We start from the raw sequence: 18205 nt of genomic DNA on the forward strand, positions 1-18205 counted from the left end.
GTTGTTCCGCCAGGAGCACAGCTGGGTAGCCAAGTTGGGAAGGGATAAACGCTGAAAGCATCTAAGTGTGAAGCCCACCTCAAGATAAGATTTCCCATAGCGTAAGCTAGTAAGACCCCTCGAAGAACACGAGGAGATAGGTCAGAGGTGTAAGCAGGGCAACTTGTTAAGCTGACTGATACTAATAGGTCGAGGGCTTGACCAAATAAAAACGAAAGAAAAAAGTTTACTGTGCAATTTTGAGAGGACAGAGTAATTTGAACTCTTAAAAGATAATATAAAAGAAAATTGATAGAAATAGCAATTTTCGATAATAGATCTGGTGGTAATGACGTGAAGGTAACACCCCTATCCATACCGAACAGGAAGGTTAAGCTTCAGAGTGCCGATGGTACTGCAGGGGAGGCCCTGTGGGAGAATAGGTCGCTGCCAGGTAATAAGGATCTTTAGCTCAGTTGGTTAGAGCAACCGGCTCATAACCGGTGGGTCCGGGGTTCGAGTCCCTGAAGGTCCACCATGAAAAGAACTACATAGTTTTATGTAGTTCTTTTATTTTTTGTCCGTATTATGGTACACTTTAAATAGTGTATTAGTTGGAGGAGATTTATATTGATATTTTATAGAATAAAGCAATTTTATTGGGCATTAACTTCTAGAATTAATGAACAGGATAGTAAGTTTATAAAAAATATTTTAAGTATAGAAGAATTAAAACTATTTAATAAGCTGTCCATAAATGAACAAAAGCATTGCGTAAAAGTAGCATATGATGTAGAGCGTATTTGTAATAGTAAGCAAGGTAAAGTAGATGAAAAATTACTACTAAAGGCTGCTCTCTTGCATGATATAGGCAAGATACATAGAAAGCTAAATCTAATAGACAAATCATTTATAGTATCAATGGATAGAATTTCAAAAGGAAAATTAAGAAAATTTTCTCAAAAGCCAAAGATAAATGTATATTACAATCATAGTAAAATAGGAGTAGATCTATTAAAAAAGATAGAGTATAATAAAAAGTTATTTTATTTGATAGAAAATCATCATAATAACAATATTCATAATAATAATTTGGAGTTAAAGATATTAAAGTACTGCGATAAAAGAAATTAGACTTATAAGTCAAATTTTTTTAAATTTATAAGTATTTTATGTGTATAAATTTATTCCAATTTTTATGATATAATTAATGTATAAGTGTATTAGTGGAGGTTAAGATGGATTCAAAAAAAAGGAGAATATATATTGAGGAAATTCTTAAAAAAAATGATAAACCTCAAAAAGGGCATATTTTGGCAGAAAAATTAGGGGTTACTAGACAAATAATAGTTAAAGATATAGCAATTTTAAGGGCAGAAGGTAAAGATATAATAGCAACTCCAGATGGTTATCTGATTCCAAAAGCAGAAAAAAATTTAGTTAAGGCTGTAATAGCAGTTTCACACGAAACAAGCAAAATAGAGGATGAACTTAAAATTATAGTTAAATTTGGTGGTAAAGTACAGGATGTAATAGTAGAACATCCACTTTATGGTGAAATAAAAGGTATGCTTATGATAAAAAATTTATATGATGTTGAAAATTTTATAAATAAAATAAAACAGTATAAAGCAGAACCATTATTGATATTAACAGGAGGTGTTCATTTACATACTATAGTTGCAGAAAACGATGACATAATTAAGAATATAAAAAGGGAATTGAAGGAGAAAAAATATATGATTTCTGACTAAGCCATAGCTAAGATTTTTTATATTTATAAAAGAGGTGGTTTTATTATGAGAAGGAAAGTGGCAATAGGTATTTTTATTTTAGTTTTAGTACTGTGTATTTCATTTTTAAATAATATCGTAAATTTCGCAATAAATATACAATGGTATAAGCAAGTAGGATACTTATCTGTTTATTTTACCAAACTTGTAGCGGTATGTAAGCTTATGATACCTTTATTTATTGTAAGCTTTATAGGAATATGGTTATATTATAAAAGCCTAAGGATAAGCATTATAAAGTATAGAAAAGTTGTTGAGGTAAAAAGTAGTAAAGTTAAAATTGAGAGAAAAATAGTTCTTTTTATTGATTTAATTGTGTCTTTTTTAGCTTCTTATGTATTTGCATCAGCTTATTGGTATAGAATTTTACAATTTACAAATTCAGTACCTTTCAACAAAAAAGACCCAATTTTAAATTTAGATATTTCTTTTTATATATTTAAATTGCCACTTATACAATCTATATACAGTGCACTTGTAAGCTTATTTATTTTATTAGGATTGATAACTCTTTTTACATACTTTATATTAAGTATGAAGGATAGATTTGTATCACGAAGTTTTAAGAAAAATTTTGGTAAAATAAATATATTAGATAGTGGGCTTACTAGATTTGCAGGAAAACAATTGGCAGTTTTAGCTGCTCTTATAATATTGTGTATATCAATAGGGTATATTTTAAAGTGTATTAGCCTTGTTTATAGTCAAAATGGAGTAGCATTTGGTGCAAGTTATACAGATGCTCATGTAAGTTTGCTGTTCTACAAAATTATTGTAGTAGCATCTTTTATTGCTGCTATAGTTATATTTATTAGTATAATTAGAGTTAAAATTAAACCTATAGTGGCATCTATAGTTGTAATAATAGTTTTAATTATAAGTGGAAATCTAATGGCTTTTGTGGTTCAAAATTTTGTGGTTAAATCCAATCAAAAAACTTTAGAAAGTCCATATATAAAATATAATATAGATTATACTCGTAGTGCATTTAATATTGATAATGTGGATGCTAGGTCTTTTGAAGTCAAGGATGATTTAACTTCAAAGGATATAGAAAATAATATGGACACGATAAATAATATAAGGATAAATTCTTTTGATCCTACACTTGAATTTTATAATCAAGTTCAAATTATAAGATATTATTATAACTTTAATAATATTGATATAGACAGATACAATATAAATGGAAAATTTAATCAAGTTTTTGTAGGTGCAAGGGAAATAAACAGCAGGGCAATAGATCCAAATACATGGCAAAATAGGCATCTTATATATACCCATGGTTATGGAATAGTTATGAATAAAGTTAATTCAGTAACTTCAGAAGGACAGCCTAACTTTGTTATAAAGGATATGCCACCTAACAATTCTACTGATATAAAAATCCAAAATCCAAGAATATATTTTGGTGAAAAAACGGATGACTATGCAGTAGTTAATACTAAAATAGGTGAATTTGATTATCCTAAAGGAAGTAATAATGCAACTAATATTTATAATGGAACAGACGGAATAAAGTTAGGATTTTTAAATAGACTGTTATTTGCAATAAATCAAAAGGATTTAAATTTTTTATTATCTAGGGATATATCAAAAGAAAGCAAGATACTGATAAATAGGAATATAGTTGATAGAGTCAATAAAATAGCACCTTTTTTAAACTATGACTCAGATCCGTATATAGTTGCAAGTGGAGGAAAGTTATATTGGATATTAGATGGATACACTGTTTCAAATAGATATCCTTTTTCACAACCTCAGAATGATGTAAATTATATAAGAAATTCTGTGAAGGTTACTGTAGATGCTTTAAATGGAGATGTAAATTTTTATATAGTGGATAAAACTGATCCTATAGTAAAGAGCTATGCAAAAATATTTCCTAACTTATTTAAAAATATAAATCAACTATCACCTGATATAGTTAAGCATTTTAAGTATCCAAAGGATTTGTTTAATATTCAATGTAGTGTACTTGGAAAATATCATGTAACAGATCCAGGAGTATTTTATAGTGGAGAAGATTTATGGGAAGTAGCTAAGAACCAAAAACAGGTTAGTGGCGAAAAGAATCTAATGGAGTCTCCTTATGTTGTTATGAAACTTCCAGGTGCTAATAAAGAAGAAATGATATTGCTGCAATATTTTAATATGAGAGATAAGGACAATATGGTAGCTTTATTTGGAGCTAGGATGGATGGAAAAAACTATGGAAAGATGATTCTATATAAATTCCCTCCAGAGAAGACGATATACAGCCCATACTTGTTTAAACAAAAATTGAATCAGGATACGACTATATCTACTCAACTGTCACTTTGGAATAAAGATGGGTCTAAGGTTCAATTTGGTGATACCATGATAGTTCCTATAAATAATTCTTTGGTTTATATAGAACCTATGTATCTTAGAGCTAGTGGTAAAGATAGTATACCAGAGATGAAAAGAGTTGTAGTATCTTATGGTGATAAAATAATATTAGCTGAAAGTATAGATGATGCTTTGCAGCAGATATTTAACTATGAACAAAATAATCAATTACAAGGAAATAGCACTGCTCAAAGTCAACTAGTGCCTACTAATAACGACAATCAGGAAAAGATAAAACAGGCTAAGAGTTTGTACGAGAATGCATTAAATGCACAAAAAAATGGTGATTGGTCAGGATATGGAGATAATATTAAAAAACTTGGAGATATATTGAATTCACTAAGTAAATAGAATTTAATACAAAGTAGTAGAAACAGGGCTATTTTTAGATTATTAAAATAAAGATTTCTTTGAAGGGGAGATTTAACATGGATTATGATGTGCTTATATTAGGTGGGGGAATAATAGGATGTGCAATTTCCTATGAACTTTCAAAGTATAATTTAAATATAGCATTGATTGAAAAAGATTATGATATTGCTAATGATGTAGCGCCTATAGATTACTCTATAGTGTATGATGGATTGGAATGTGAAGATATATCATTATCCAAACTTGAATTTGCTGGCAGTAAGATTATGTCTGACTTGGCATCTAAGTTTAATATCTTCTTTGAGAGGAAGGGATACTTACTGTTAGCAGATACTAAAGAAGGTGAGAAAAAGCTAATTTGTATGTATAATAAAGCTTTGAATAGGGGCATGGAAAACATACAGCTGTTAGATGGAGAAGAAGTACAGAAGGTAGAGCCGAATTTAGAAAAAAATATAAAGAAAGCTATTTATTCTAAAAATACGGGGATTATATCACCCTATGATTTAGCTATTTCTTATGGTGAAATTGCTTGTGACAATGGGGTCAATTTTAAATTAGGGGAAGAAGTTTTGGATATAGAAAGTATATCCAAAGGGTTCAAGGTAGTGACCAATAAAAACAAATTCACATGTAATATGGTACTAAATACAACCCCGGGTAAAAATTATAGTATAGATAGAGAAAATAAGGTAAATCGAAATGTAAAATATTTAAAATATTTTTCCGTAGAAAAAAAATTAACCAAACCCTATAATAATATAATTTCTACAATAGGGGAGAGGAATAATAAAACATATATTATCCCTGGAAAAGAAAATAAATTGTTAGTAGGATTAAAGAATGATAAAAAAATAAGTTGTGAAGAGGGACTACAAAAAATAAGCGGTTTTATAAAAAATTTATCAGAGGAAAACATTAATGATTTTTATGACTCACATTTTTATGATGATTTTTTAATTATAGACGATAGTTTAATTGATGAAGATTATATTAAAATAATAGGAAAACATTATGGTCAGGTTACAATGACACCTGCAATTGCAAATATAGTGTGCAAGACAGTAGTAAACAAACTAAATTGCCGCTTGAAAAAGGATTTTATGGATAAGAGGAGGGAATTCTATAAATTTAGAGAACTTTCTAATGAGGAAAGAAAAAAATAATAAAACTAAATAGGAAATATGGAAAGGTGATATGTTATTGTAATAAGGTAACAGAAGGTGAAATAATAGATGCCATAAGTAGACCATTAGGGGCACGTACTATAGAAGGTATAAAAAGAAGGACAGGTGCAACTTTTGGGGATTGTAGAGGGACTAGGTGCCTTTATGAAGTGGCATCAATTCTTGCAAGGGAGACTAATAAAAAAATGACCGATATAGTTAAAGATTCTAAAAATTCCAATATCATGGTAGGTAGAATAAAGGAGTTTGATAAAATGTAATTGGGGGAGTTAGAATTGATAAAGGAGAGTGCATGTACTAAATTCGATAGGCAATGTATAGTTAGTAAAGATAGACAGGATATTAATGAAAATTTGAAATTAAAAGAAGATAATAAGTGTGATATATTTACTACTATAGTTAGAATAAAAGGGTGTAATTGCAACGTAGTGTCAGTAAAGAGCTCTAAACCACTAGATAAAAGCCTGTGGCTTGAATGCTCAAAAGTTTTAGCTAGAATACATGTTGGGGCGCCTATAAAAATTGGAGATATAATTTGCAAAAATATACTAAATACGAAGGTGGACATAATTTGTACTAAAAATGTTAATAAAATTACAAAATAATTTCAAATTTACCTTTATTATTTTTAATATCTTGGTTATAATAAGTAGTGGAAATATATTTAGTATATATGTAAATTTAGCATTAGAATAAAAAAATATATATTTAATTAAAAATTAACTGATGAAGAGGTTAGTAGCTTTAAAGTGATTTAAGAGAGTCAGTATCTTGGTGCAAGCTGATATCATAATATTGTGAATCCACCTTGGAAGTACTGATAAAAGCAGTTCGGTAATGCCGTTATAAATTAGAGAGAATTAGCATTAACTTGTTAATTAAATAGGGTGGCAACACGGAGTCTTTCGTCCCTTTGGGGTACGTAAAGGCTCTTTTTATATTATAGGAAACTATATAGATGATTAGGGAGGATTTATAAAATATGTTAGATTTAAAAAGAATAAGAAACAATCCAGAGGAAGTAAAAAAACAACTTTCAAATAGAGGAGAAGATTTCGATCCAGCAACTATCGATGAAGTAATAGCTTTAGATGAGAAGAGAAGAAAAATTCTAGTTGAAGTAGAAGCTTTAAAGAGTAAAAGAAATCAAGATTCAGCTCAGATAGCTAAAATGAAAAGAAATGGTGAAAATGCAGATGATTTAGTTGCTGAAATGAAACATGTATCAGATAACATAAAACAATATGATACTGAATTATCAGAATTAAATGGAAAGATAGAGTACATAATGCTTAGGATACCTAATATTCCTAATCCTGCAGTTCCAGAAGGAAAATCAGACGAAGATAATGTAGAAATTAGAAAATGGTCAGAGCCTACTAAGTTTGATTTTAAACCTAAAGCTCATTGGGATATAGGTACAGATCTTGATATACTTGACTTTGAAAGAGGTGGAAAGGTGTCAGGTTCTAGATTTACATTTTACAAAGGATTAGGAGCTAAACTTGAAAGAGCTATAATAACTTATTATTTGGATTTTCATACAGAAAAGCATGGATATACAGAAATATTACCTCCTTATATGGTAAATAGAACTAGCATGACTGGTACAGGTCAGCTTCCTAAATTTGAAGAGGATGCTTTTAGAATATCAAATAATGATTACTTTTTGATCCCAACTGCAGAAGTACCAGTAACTAATTTTCATAGAGATGAGGTTTTAAAAGGAGAAGATTTGCCATTGAAATATGTCGCATATAGTGCATGTTTTAGAGCAGAGGCAGGATCAGCAGGAAGAGATACAAGAGGAATAATAAGACAACATCAATTTAATAAAGTTGAAATGGTTAAATTCACAAGACCTGAAGAATCTTATGATGAGCTTGAAAAACTCACTAATGATGCGGAAGATGTGCTTAAAGGACTGAAAATTCCATATAGAGTAGTTAGAATATGTAAGGGAGACTTGGGCTTTACTGCAGCACTTAAGTATGATATAGAGGTTTGGATGCCAAGTTACAATAGATATGTAGAAATATCAAGCTGTAGTAATTTTGAGGATTTCCAGGCAAGACGTGCTAATATAAAATATAAGGAAACTCCAAAAGACAAACCAAGGTATGTACATACTTTAAATGGATCAGGAGTTGCTATAGGAAGAACAGTTGCAGCTATTTTGGAAAATTATCAGCAAGAAGATGGAAGTGTTATAATTCCTGAAATATTAAGACCATATATGGGTGGAAAAGAAGTAATAAAATAAAATTATTTTAAAAAATACAATATTTTTAAAATAAGATATTGTGAGAGTATTTTGGGTATATTGAGAGATATAATGAAATAATTCATTATATCTCCTTTAGTATACTAAATACAGAGAAAATTAAATGAATTATTAGGCTTATTTTAGATAAAAAGTAGTTATATTGAATTTTTTATATAAAAATTCAATATAAAAGATAAAAAAATGTTGACATATATATAGACTGTTGTTATAATAATACTTGTCATGTTGGTCTAGGAAAGATGGTCGAGTTGGTTTAAGGCACCGGTCTTGAAAACCGGCGTACGGGTGACCGTACCAAGGGTTCGAATCCCTTTCTTTCCGCCATATAATAATTATATTTAAACGTAGGGCATGGAGAAATACTCAAGTGGCTGAAGAGGCGCCCCTGCTAAGGGCGTAGATCGGGTAACCGGTGCGAGGGTTCAAATCCCTCTTTCTCCGCCATTATAATTTTAATGATGGTTTAAATATAGTTACTTGAGGAAGTTATCCAGTAAAGTGGTTACTTCTTTTTTTATTTACTAAGATAGGTATATAAATTTTAACTTGATATAGTAAATAGCCTTGATTTTAATTGGTATTTGTGTTAATATAACACTGTTAATTTGCGTCAGTAGCTCAGTTGGATAGAGCAGTTGGCTACGAACCAGCGTGCCGGGGGTTCGACTCCTCTCTGACGCACCATAATCCATTCCAAACACTGACTTTCAGTGTTTTTTATTTTATCTAAAATTAGATTTTACCACCTTTTTTACCCCTTATAGCTTTTTATAAAATAAAATAGGGTTAATTTTGCACCCATATTTGAATATGAATCATCTAGTTATGTTATAATATTTATATACTTGTGGTATAACATTAGTAATAAGAGGGTGGATTATGAATTTAGTCTGCTTAGTAAAATTGTATAAGTTAAATAATAGATAGAGTTTGAGGAAGCCTATCTATTATTTTTTTTGGAATTATTTATGTTTACTTTAGTATTTGATGATATTTTATCTACTGCATTTATTGGCATTTAGACATTTCGTTTTCCAAAGTGACGAATCTATCACCTAAAAGTCACACAGATGTAAGTTGAAGGTTCTATTATATAGGTAAAACATGAGAAAGGGGTGTAACAGCATTTATGAAAAATTAGTATTAAAAACGTAAGTATGACATATAAAACAGGAAAAAAGGCACTAAGCAATATGAATTTGGAAGTGAACAGCCCGAATTTTATAGGGCTTTTGGGTCCCAATGGTGCTGGAAAAAGTACCTTTATGAAACTATTAGTATCGAAGATAATACCAACAGCCGGCAAAATAATTGTTGATGGTAAACCAATCCAAAAACACGAAAAAGAACTCAGAAAGCAGCTCGGGTATTTGCCCCAAAGCTTTGGTTTATATGACGAATTAACAGTTTATGAATTTTTGGACTACATGTGTGCATTAAAAGAAATTAAAAACAATGTGAAAGATATTATCAGACAAGCTATTGAACAGACTAATTTGCAAGAAAAAAGAAATTTCAAAATTAAAACTCTTTCAGGCGGTCAGAGGCAGCGTGTTGGTATAGCGCAAGTATTACTTGGAAATCCTGAACTTATCATTTTAGATGAGCCTACAGTTGGACTTGACCCAGAAGAAAGAATTAAATTCAGAAATGTATTTTCACAGACTGCAAATGACAAAATAGTATTACTTTCCACTCACATCATCGATGATATACAAGCCATTTGCAATAGAATTATAATTATTAATAACGGTACGATTTTATTTGACGGAACTTCGCCGGATTTAATAAAAGCTGTACACGGACGTGTTGGTTTTATTGAGGAAAAGGATAACGAGGCTTTAGAAAAAAGAATTGGAGGTAAGTATATAATAACATCCAAATTGTTTACGGGTAATGGCATATCTTGTCGTGTTATTGGTAAAAAAATAGAAAGCTCTATTCCACTTATCGAGCCTACTCTTGAAGATGCGTACACATACGTCATACATAATGGGGGTGTCCATTAAATGAGAAATACATTTCTTGTCCATGAAACAAAGCGGATTCTGAAGTCCAGGTTTACTCAAATAATAATCTTACTTGCGTCATCTTCTCCTCTGATTGGTGCATTGCTCTCAAACTATATTAGCGAAGATATTAGCAATTCAATATTTGGAATAAATAGCTCTACTCTTTTATCTCAAACAATACTTTTTCCCGCAAAGATAGGAGCAATACTTTCAACTCTTGCGTTTATTGCACTAACAGTTTTTGAGTTTGACAAAATACTTAGGTTTAGAGTCAATTATATAATTGAACCAATATCAAGTTCTATAAAGATACATTTAACCAAAATTACAGGATTAATGTGTGCTGGTTTTATTTCAACGGTTGGTTCAATGATAATTATGATCCCCCATTATATATTTAACGTTGGCAGTCTAAGCAATTTTAGTTATTTACTGCTCAGTTACACCTTAATAATTTTTGGCTCGATTGTACTAACAATTCTTATGACTGCAGGATTTTACCTTACATTTAGAAACGTTAATATAACCTGCATTATTATGCTTTTAGCGGTGCTTTTTGGTTTCTCTTTTTGGAGTATTTTTCGTTTTTCAAAATGAACCAATTTTCAAACCAATTTCGCTTACGGATATTGTGTCAGTATTGATTAGTGGTAAAAAAGAAACGCCTGTAAACACCAATGTCATAGGAACTTCAAATATGTTTGTAGATTTTAAGATAGAAAAAGATAAAAATTGTGCTAGCGGAGCTTATTGTGAGGAACTGCAAAACGGTACTGATAAGCCTCAAAATGTATATTTTGAATTAGCAGACGATTACAACATTAATGAGATCAAGTTAGACAGTGTAGACATAAACTACACACAGGTTTCGTCCAAGATTTTGAATAGTGCAAAACTTAGCAACGTTTTTGAAATAAGCATTCCCAAAAACACTAAAGCTAAATTAAGCATAAGGTATTCAGGTACACCGAAAGCCATAAGTGCAACTAAAGATTTTTCCCAAGGAATCAACAAAAATTATATAAGTCTAGGGAAGGCTAATGAGATCACTCCTGTTGTTTATGTTGAACAAAAGGATAGGATTATTGGAGGAACAATAAAAATAGACTCAAAGTTTACAGTCATAACTCAGGGAGAAAAAAATCGCAAAATTTCTGAACACGATGGTCTTACTGCTTGGAGTTTTTCTTGTGATAAATTAAGTGATTTATCTTTGAAAGCCGGACAATATGGAATATTTGAAAGAAATGTAAGGGGCACAAATGTGGAGTTTTTCTATCCATTGGCTGCGAGAAAAGAATTTGAATCCAGAGGAAATGACACTTTAGATATATTCTCATTCTTTTCGGAAAAATTTGGGCCCCTAGGCAGAGATAGTCTTAAAGTAGTCGTAACATCAGGAGTACAGGGCGGAGGTGGATTTCAAAGAGGAAATATTTCTTATGTTTCCGAAGATTGTTTAAAGAAAAAATCCAACGTGGATTCATCGCAAGCCTCTTCTTCTGACACTTTTGCTTTGCTCACGCATGAAATTGCTCATCAATGGTGGGGCACTGGAATAGATGTATCTAACGCAAACAGCCATAACCAAATAGATAAAAATCACGATGAATGGTCAGATGAAGCTTTTGCGGATTTTAGCACTTATTTATTTTTGAAAAAGAAATTTGGAAAAGCCTATGCAGAAAATTTATTGGTGAAAAAGTGGAAAGAAGGAGCAAATGAATTGAATCGAAACTTTTATCGAAGAAATCCTGAATACATGAACAAATTATCAATGCTTCCAAAGTATTACGTCTCATTATTTTTAAGAGGTGGTGAAGTTTATGGTTTGGGACCACTTGAAGTTTACAATGTTTATAAGCAGATTGGTGAAGAAAAGTATTTTAATTCCATGAAAGTTATTTACAAAGAATATTATGGTAAAAAAGATAAAAAACTATCTTTTTCTAAGTTTTTAAATATTACTGGTGTCACAAAAGGAGGTAGCCGTCAATGGATATAAAAATTCTTAAATACGAGCTGAAAAGAATAATTTTTTCAAAAATATTTATGATAACTTTCATAATTGCACTTTTATTTTCAGTGATTGACCTCTATACAGAAATAATACAAGGTGTTTCTGGTATGGCACCTTTTTCCAAGTGGAGTTATTGCAAGTTTTTGTGTGATATAAATACGATTATGTTATTAATTCTAATGCTTTCTTGCACAGGACTTTTTTCTAGAAACGAACAAAGAGTAAGAGAAATTACTTCATGTACGTCTTTACCACAGAAAAAGTATTTGGCTACAAAAAGCTTTGCCCTGTTTATTTCTTACTTAATTATTGCCATATGCTGTATTTTGATAAGTTTGGTGTTTTACAAGACAACTTTTAATTTTACAGATTTTCAAAACTTTTTATCACCGATCTTAATAATACTACTTCCCACTTTTGTGTTTGTTTTTGGAACGAGTATGTTTTTAGGCAGCAAAAGCCAAACGTTGCTTTATGCTTGGATTCCAATTGTTTTGATCTTGTCACTTATAAGTTTTAACAGTTCACCTTTTATTGATATTTTCGCCAAAGGATATGTGACTTATATGCCTACAGTTCTACCAGTTGATAGTCTCGGTGAACCTGTTTTTAGATTGTCTTTAGATTTTATAATGAGTAGGCTTACATTTGCTCTAGTAGGAATGGTTTTATATGTGGCTTCATTTAAGAAGCTTTCTGGAAAACCTTAAAAAGTTAGTATAAATCTATTAAGACAAAAGCTAATTTTTGTGTGGTTAGATCTGCTGAACAGCAGAAAGTAAAAAGTTTATATGTATGCAACCCAAATAGCCTTGATGTTGTTTTATATTCAATTTGTATATTTCCGTTAAAGGAAATATAATAAAATTATGGAGGTGCTATGCGTGGATTATATAACAACAAAAGAAGCAGCTAAAAATTGGAAAATCACAGACAGAATGGTAGTGTACTATTGCTCTGCTGGACGGATTAAAGGAGCTGAAAAAATGGGAAATACATGGCTTGTGCCTGCTCACGCTAAAAAACCGGCTGACGGACGATATAGGAGCAGTAAAGCAAAGGGTGGTGAAAATAAATGAAACGGATATTTTTGGTTGAGGATGATAAGACAATCGCCAGAAACCTTGTGCTTTTGCTCCGCTCGGAAGGATTTACAGTTACTCATGCCCCTACGCGTAGTGATGCTATTGCCATGCTTGCTGGAAATAAATTTGACCTGGCGCTTATAGATATTTCTTTGCCTGACGGAAATGGCTTTACAGTTTGCACGGAAATCAAAGAAATGCAGGATGTTCCCGTTATCTTTCTGACGGCTTCTGGTGATGAAGCGAGTGTTGTTACTGGGCTGAACATGGGCGCAGACGACTATATTACCAAGCCTTTTCGTCCACGTGAACTTATTGCACGAATTAGAACCGCCCTGCGAAAAAGCGGACGTTCTCCATCGGCTTTTGAAATCTGCGGGCTTCATGTTGATATGGCAAGCGGTGTTGTGAAAAAGGATGGCATCGAAGTTTTTCTTTCAGCATTGGAATATCGATTGCTTCTGGTATTTATTAATAATCCTAAAAGTATTATCACAAGGAGCAGGTTGCTTGACGAATTGTGGGATGCTGCGGGCGAGTTTGTTAATGATAATACATTGACTGTATACATTAAACGACTGCGGGAGAAGATAGAGAACAACCCAGCAAGTCCGAAAATAATTCTGACCGTTCGTGGGACTGGATATAGACTGGGGGACGGGTATGTTTCGGAATAGAGAGTTTAGAAAGTTTGCTATTTTGTTCTCCTTAATAGCTGCAGCTGCTGTTACGTTGGAATTTGCAATTAATGCAGCAGCTGGAATTCTTGCCATTGCTTCTGCCACCACCTTTGGAATAGCGTTTTTTGCATTTACCAAAGCCCGATATAAAAGCATTGCACAAATTTCAGATCAAATTGATATTGTGCTTCATAATGCTGATCATCTGTATATTTGTGAATTAGATGAGGGCGAACTTTCCATTCTGCAAAGCGAGGTAACAAAAATGACGCTGCGTATTCGGGAGCAAAATGATGCACTGAAAAAAGAAAAAGAACATCTTGCTGATTCGCTGGCCGACATAGCTCATCAACTCCGTACCCCTCTCACATCCGTAAACCTCATTCTATCATTATTAGAGAATAACCCTGACGAAAATGAACGGAAAGCATTGATACGGGAAACAAAGGAATTATTTGTGCATATGGATTGGCTGCTTACTTCCCTTCTCAAATTATCCCGCCTGGATGCAGGCATTGTGGTTTTTAAATGTGAACAGATAGATGTGAATACTTTGATAAGCGCTGCGATTCACCCGCTTTTGATCCAAATGGAACTGCACGATATTGTTTTGCAAATAGACGTGCCGAAAGGGATAATCATTCAGGGCGATTCTGGTTGGCTTTCGGAAGCAATCCAAAATATCATCAAAAATTGCATGGAAAGTGCAGGCGATGATGGGAAGATTGAGATTATCGGCATGGACAACCCATTGTTTACCGAGATCACCATCCACGACAGCGGCGCGGGCTTTAAAAAGGAAGATTTACCCTTCCTGTTTGACAGGTTCTATCGTGGAAAAAACTCAAGTGCCACAGGATACGGGATTGGATTGGCTCTCTGCAAGATGATTATAACACGGCAGGGTGGGACGATTACCGCCAAAAATCACTCACAGGGTGGTGCCATGTTTGACCTTCGTTTCCCAAAGTGACGAATCTCTCACTTTAAAGTCACAGAGATGTAAGTTGAGAGTTCTATTATATAGGTAAAACATGAAAAGGGAGGCTCACATAATGGAGTTTTTAAAAATTGAAAATTTATGCAAGGTCTACGGCACTGGTGAAAATCAGGTTACTGCGCTTGACCATGTTTCGCTTACAATAGAAAAAGGAGGATTTACTTCAATTATCGGTTCCTCTGGCTCTGGCAAGTCCACTATACTGCATGCTATCGCTGGTGTGGATGTGCCAACAAGCGGAAAGATATATTTAGAGGGTCAGGATGTATATGCACAGAACAATGAAAAACTTGCCATCTTCCGCAGGCGTCAGGTTGGACTGATTTATCAGTTTCACAACCTCATTCCCACTCTGAATGTTGTGGAAAACATCACATTGCCTATACTAATGGACAAACGAAAGGTCAATAAGAAGAGGTTGAATGAATTGCTGGAATTGCTTGGGTTAAAGGGACGAGAAACACATTTACCCAATCAGCTTTCAGGCGGTCAGCAGCAGCGTGTTTCCATAGGGCGTGCTTTGATGAACGCTCCGGCGGTAATGCTTGCGGATGAACCCACGGGTAGTTTGGACAGCCGAAATGGACATGAAATTATAAAGCTGCTTAAAGAAAGCAATAAAAAATACAATCAGACACTTATCGTTGTTACACATGACGAAGATATTGCCCTGCAAGCAGATCGCATTATCGGTATATCGGACGGCAAAGTAGTGCGAGACGAGAAGGTGAGACCATGAACATTTTCAACAAAGTTACACTTCAAAGCATGAAAAAAAACCGTACACGAACGATTGTAACGGTAATCGGAGTTGTACTGTCCGCTGCCCTGATTACGGCAGTTGTCACTTTTGGCGTTTCTCTGCTGAACTATATGTCAAACGGTGAGGCTCACAAATATGGTGGCTGGCACATCAAATTTGAGGATGTGGATCCTTCTTTCGCAGCGAAGCAGGTAAGTAACAACAAAGTTGAAAATACCACATCATTTAAAAATATTGGCTACGCAAAACTTAACGGTGGAAAAATTCACGACAAACCGTATTTTTTTATCGCTGGATTCAGCAAGAAAACATTTAATGCCCTCCCACTCACATTGTGTGCCGGCAGGTTGCCAAAAAACAACAGAGAGATTGTTGTTCCTGAGAGAGTCGTAATAAAAGACGGCGTTAAGTTACGTGTGGGTGACACACTTACCCTTGCTATTGGAAGCCGCATGAGTGGAAACAAAAGTCTTGGTCAACACGACCCTTACATTTCCGGGAAAGAAACCCTTGTGCCAAAAACAGAGAAAACTTACACAGTGGTCGGTTTTTGCGAAACGCCTCACTTTGATGAAGATTCTGCGCCTGGATATACCGCAATTACAACTTCAGATGCAGCAGATACGGCAAACAATATCAGCTTGTTTGTCACGCTAAAAAAACCGTTTGAGGCTCATACTTATGCAAAAAATACAGCTGGAGGTCATGCTTACATCTTTAATAGTGATGTGCTGCGTTTCATTGCTCTTTCAAACGATCCGAGCGATAAGGTGTTCAATGCATTTTTGTACTCAGCCGGTGCTATTGTACTCATCATCATTATGATTGGTTCTATTTTTCTGATTTATAATTCATTCAATATCTCCTTGAACGAGCGCACACACCAATTTGGGATTCTCTCATCGGTGGGAGCCACCCCAAAGCAGCTGCGACATTCAGTGCTGTTTGAAGGACTTTGTATCGGTGCCATTGGTATCCCGATTGGTGTTTTCATTGGCATAGTCAGCATCAAACTTGCGATTGGCATCGTCGCCAAAAACTTCGCAAACGTTCTTTTCGCAAATGTACCTTTGACATTGACAGTGTCCGCTCCCGCAATCATTGCAGCAGTAGTGACCAGCATGATCACAATCTTGATTTCGGCAGATATTCCAGCTCGCAAGGCTGCCAATATGCCTGTTATGGAGTGTATTCGCCAGACGAATGATGTCAAAGTCGAATCAAAAGCTGTGAAAACGTCAAAACTTGTGGAGCGCATTTACGGCTTGGAGGGAACTCTTGCATTAAAGAACTTTAAGAGGAACAAAAAGCGTTATCGCAGTATTGTGCTGTCACTTGTTTTAAGCGTAGTGTTATTTATATCGACCAGTGCAATGGTAATAGATTTGAAACAGGTGTCGGCGGGTGCAAAAGAGGTTACTAATAGTGATGTCGGTTTTGGCACACATGATATGAAAGACAGCGAAATGCTGCAGCTTTATAACAAACTAAAAAACGTCGATGGTGTTCACGAAAGTTCGTATCAAGTTGTTATGAATTATTTCTGTGCTGCCAAGGGCAGTGATCTTTCAGACGCTTACAAGAAATCTTTAGGTTCACATTCGCCAAACGAAACGGTGAATCTGCCAGTGCAAATTCAATTTTTAGATGACAGTACCTATCTGAAGATTGTCAAAAGTTTAGGTTTGCCTACAGATAAATATACCGGACAAAATGCGAAATTAATCGGTGTTGCCAAAGTGGACAGCCACGACAATCAGAAAACGGCCAGCCAAATTCCAAATGTGTTCAAGAGTTCTGCCAGTAATTTTACCATTTTTCCCAAAACAAATGGCAAGCCGGAGATGAAACAGGGATATAATGTAAGTATTACATTTATGAACAATTTTGTGCCACTTGATACACCTCCTATCTTAACAGACATAAGGCAAAAATCAGGTGGAATTTATGTGACTGCCCCATATTCACTCAAGGAAAAGTTTAATGCCACTGTTACTCCTGCAGATATTATAACTAAGGGCATGACATTTCAGTCAAAGAACCCATCGAAGTCATCGGATAAAATGAAAGAGATAGTTCAGGATATGGGAATTACAAGCCCGTACATCCTTTTGAATATGTCTGGAGCGCTTGATCAGAGCCGCAATATGATATTCATTGCCGATGTGTTTTCCTATGCTTTTATAATTATGATTTCGCTGATTGCAGTTGCCAATGTGTTCAACACAATTTCCACGAACATCAAGATGCGCAGACGTGAGCTTGCCATGCTTCGCTCTGTTGGAATGTCCGACCACGATTTCCAAAAGATGATGAATTTCGAGTGTATCTTTTATGGCATGAAGGCGCTGCTCTTCGGGCTTCCTCTGGCAATCATATTATCATGGATCATGCACAAAGTAATGAGTGGCGACAGTACCCATTTTGTAATGCCGTGGGGTAGTATCGGAATCAGCGTGTTCGGTGTGCTATTTATTGTGTTTATTACAATGATGTATTCTATTAGCAAGGTAAAGAAAGAAAATATTATTGACGCGCTTCGGGATGACATGGATTGATTCAAAGCTGATATTGACATTGAAAATACGGCGGTATCTTATGAGGTATCCCCGTGTTTATTTTATATTTACTCCGCTTGCTCTTGGTTCTTATTG

14 protein-coding genes, 4 tRNA genes, 2 rRNA genes, 1 pseudogene and 1 other annotated feature are annotated in these 18205 nt (G+C 33.9%); all 21 genes and pseudogenes read left to right on the plus strand.

Annotated elements, in window-relative coordinates; genetic code table 11:
* A 23S ribosomal RNA gene (locus WY13_RS08705) occupies positions 1 to 205 on the plus strand; the annotation flags it as partial.
* 113 nt (positions 206 to 318) lie between these two features.
* A 5S ribosomal RNA gene (gene rrf / locus WY13_RS08710) occupies positions 319 to 435 on the plus strand.
* Between the two features lie 5 nt (positions 436 to 440).
* Positions 441 to 517, plus strand: a tRNA-Ile gene (locus WY13_RS08715).
* Positions 518 to 609: 92 nt separating this feature from the next.
* Positions 610 to 1113 (plus strand): HDIG domain-containing metalloprotein, encoded by a 504-nt coding sequence (locus WY13_RS08720; RefSeq protein ID WP_063555307.1) that lies wholly within the window; start codon positions 610 to 612, stop codon positions 1111 to 1113.
* Between the two features lie 104 nt (positions 1114 to 1217).
* Positions 1218 to 1733 (plus strand): transcription repressor NadR, encoded by a 516-nt coding sequence (locus WY13_RS08725; protein ID WP_063555308.1) that lies wholly within the window; start codon positions 1218 to 1220, stop codon positions 1731 to 1733.
* A gap of 45 nt (positions 1734 to 1778) precedes the next feature.
* Entirely contained in the window at positions 1779 to 4496 is a 2718-nt protein-coding gene (locus WY13_RS08730) for a UPF0182 family protein (protein WP_063555309.1), read from the plus strand.
* 77 nt (positions 4497 to 4573) lie between these two features.
* Positions 4574 to 5964 (plus strand): annotated as a pseudogene (locus WY13_RS08735) (NAD(P)/FAD-dependent oxidoreductase).
* A gap of 57 nt (positions 5965 to 6021) precedes the next feature.
* Positions 6022 to 6309 (plus strand): DUF1667 domain-containing protein, encoded by a 288-nt coding sequence (locus tag WY13_RS08740; protein ID WP_431602453.1) that lies wholly within the window; start codon positions 6022 to 6024, stop codon positions 6307 to 6309.
* Between the two features lie 112 nt (positions 6310 to 6421).
* Positions 6422 to 6620 (plus strand) — a binding site (T-box leader).
* Between the two features lie 66 nt (positions 6621 to 6686).
* Positions 6687 to 7967: a serine--tRNA ligase gene (gene serS, locus WY13_RS08745; protein WP_063555311.1), complete on the plus strand. Its 1281-nt coding sequence runs from the start codon at positions 6687 to 6689 to the stop codon at positions 7965 to 7967.
* Between the two features lie 257 nt (positions 7968 to 8224).
* Positions 8225 to 8315: transfer RNA gene (locus tag WY13_RS08750), tRNA-Ser, on the plus strand.
* 29 nt (positions 8316 to 8344) lie between these two features.
* A tRNA-Ser gene (locus tag WY13_RS08755) sits at positions 8345 to 8435 on the plus strand.
* Positions 8436 to 8598: 163 nt separating this feature from the next.
* Positions 8599 to 8675 (plus strand) — tRNA-Arg (locus WY13_RS08760).
* A gap of 473 nt (positions 8676 to 9148) precedes the next feature.
* Positions 9149 to 10000: an ATP-binding cassette domain-containing protein gene (locus tag WY13_RS08765; protein ID WP_063555312.1), complete on the plus strand. Its 852-nt coding sequence runs from the start codon at positions 9149 to 9151 to the stop codon at positions 9998 to 10000.
* Complete coding sequence (locus WY13_RS21790; protein ID WP_242866408.1) at positions 10001 to 10600, plus strand: hypothetical protein; 600 nt, start codon at positions 10001 to 10003, stop codon at positions 10598 to 10600. It abuts the gene before it with no gap.
* 34 nt (positions 10601 to 10634) lie between these two features.
* Complete coding sequence (locus WY13_RS08770) at positions 10635 to 12008, plus strand: hypothetical protein (RefSeq protein WP_242866410.1); 1374 nt, start codon at positions 10635 to 10637, stop codon at positions 12006 to 12008.
* On the plus strand, positions 11999 to 12733 hold the full coding sequence (locus tag WY13_RS08775; protein WP_063555313.1) for a hypothetical protein: 735 nt from the start codon (positions 11999 to 12001) through the stop codon (positions 12731 to 12733). Before WY13_RS08770 ends, WY13_RS08775 begins: the two co-directional genes overlap by 10 nt.
* 174 nt (positions 12734 to 12907) lie before the next feature.
* Entirely contained in the window at positions 12908 to 13102 is a 195-nt protein-coding gene (locus WY13_RS08780; RefSeq protein ID WP_063555314.1) for a hypothetical protein, read from the plus strand.
* The gene (locus WY13_RS08785) at positions 13099 to 13785 is read left to right on the plus strand and encodes a response regulator transcription factor (protein ID WP_063555315.1); all 687 of its coding nucleotides are present in this window, start codon (positions 13099 to 13101) and stop codon (positions 13783 to 13785) included. The genes WY13_RS08780 and WY13_RS08785 overlap by 4 nt, the downstream gene beginning before the upstream one ends.
* Positions 13772 to 14761 carry a sensor histidine kinase gene (locus tag WY13_RS08790; RefSeq protein WP_063555316.1) on the plus strand — a complete coding sequence of 330 codons (990 nt, stop codon included), beginning with the start codon at positions 13772 to 13774 and terminating at the stop codon, positions 14759 to 14761. Before WY13_RS08785 ends, WY13_RS08790 begins: the two co-directional genes overlap by 14 nt.
* A gap of 82 nt (positions 14762 to 14843) precedes the next feature.
* Positions 14844 to 15527 carry an ABC transporter ATP-binding protein gene (locus WY13_RS08795; RefSeq protein ID WP_063555317.1) on the plus strand — a complete coding sequence of 228 codons (684 nt, stop codon included), beginning with the start codon at positions 14844 to 14846 and terminating at the stop codon, positions 15525 to 15527.
* A complete protein-coding gene (locus WY13_RS08800) occupies positions 15524 to 18109 on the plus strand; it encodes an ABC transporter permease (RefSeq protein WP_063555318.1) in 2586 nt (861 codons plus the stop codon). The genes WY13_RS08795 and WY13_RS08800 overlap by 4 nt, the downstream gene beginning before the upstream one ends.
* Positions 18110 to 18205: the final 96 nt, after the last annotated feature.

Origin of the sequence: Clostridium ljungdahlii, assembly GCF_001636845.1 — a bacterium.
GTDB classification, from domain to species: domain Bacteria; phylum Bacillota; class Clostridia; order Clostridiales; family Clostridiaceae; genus Clostridium_B; species Clostridium_B ljungdahlii_A.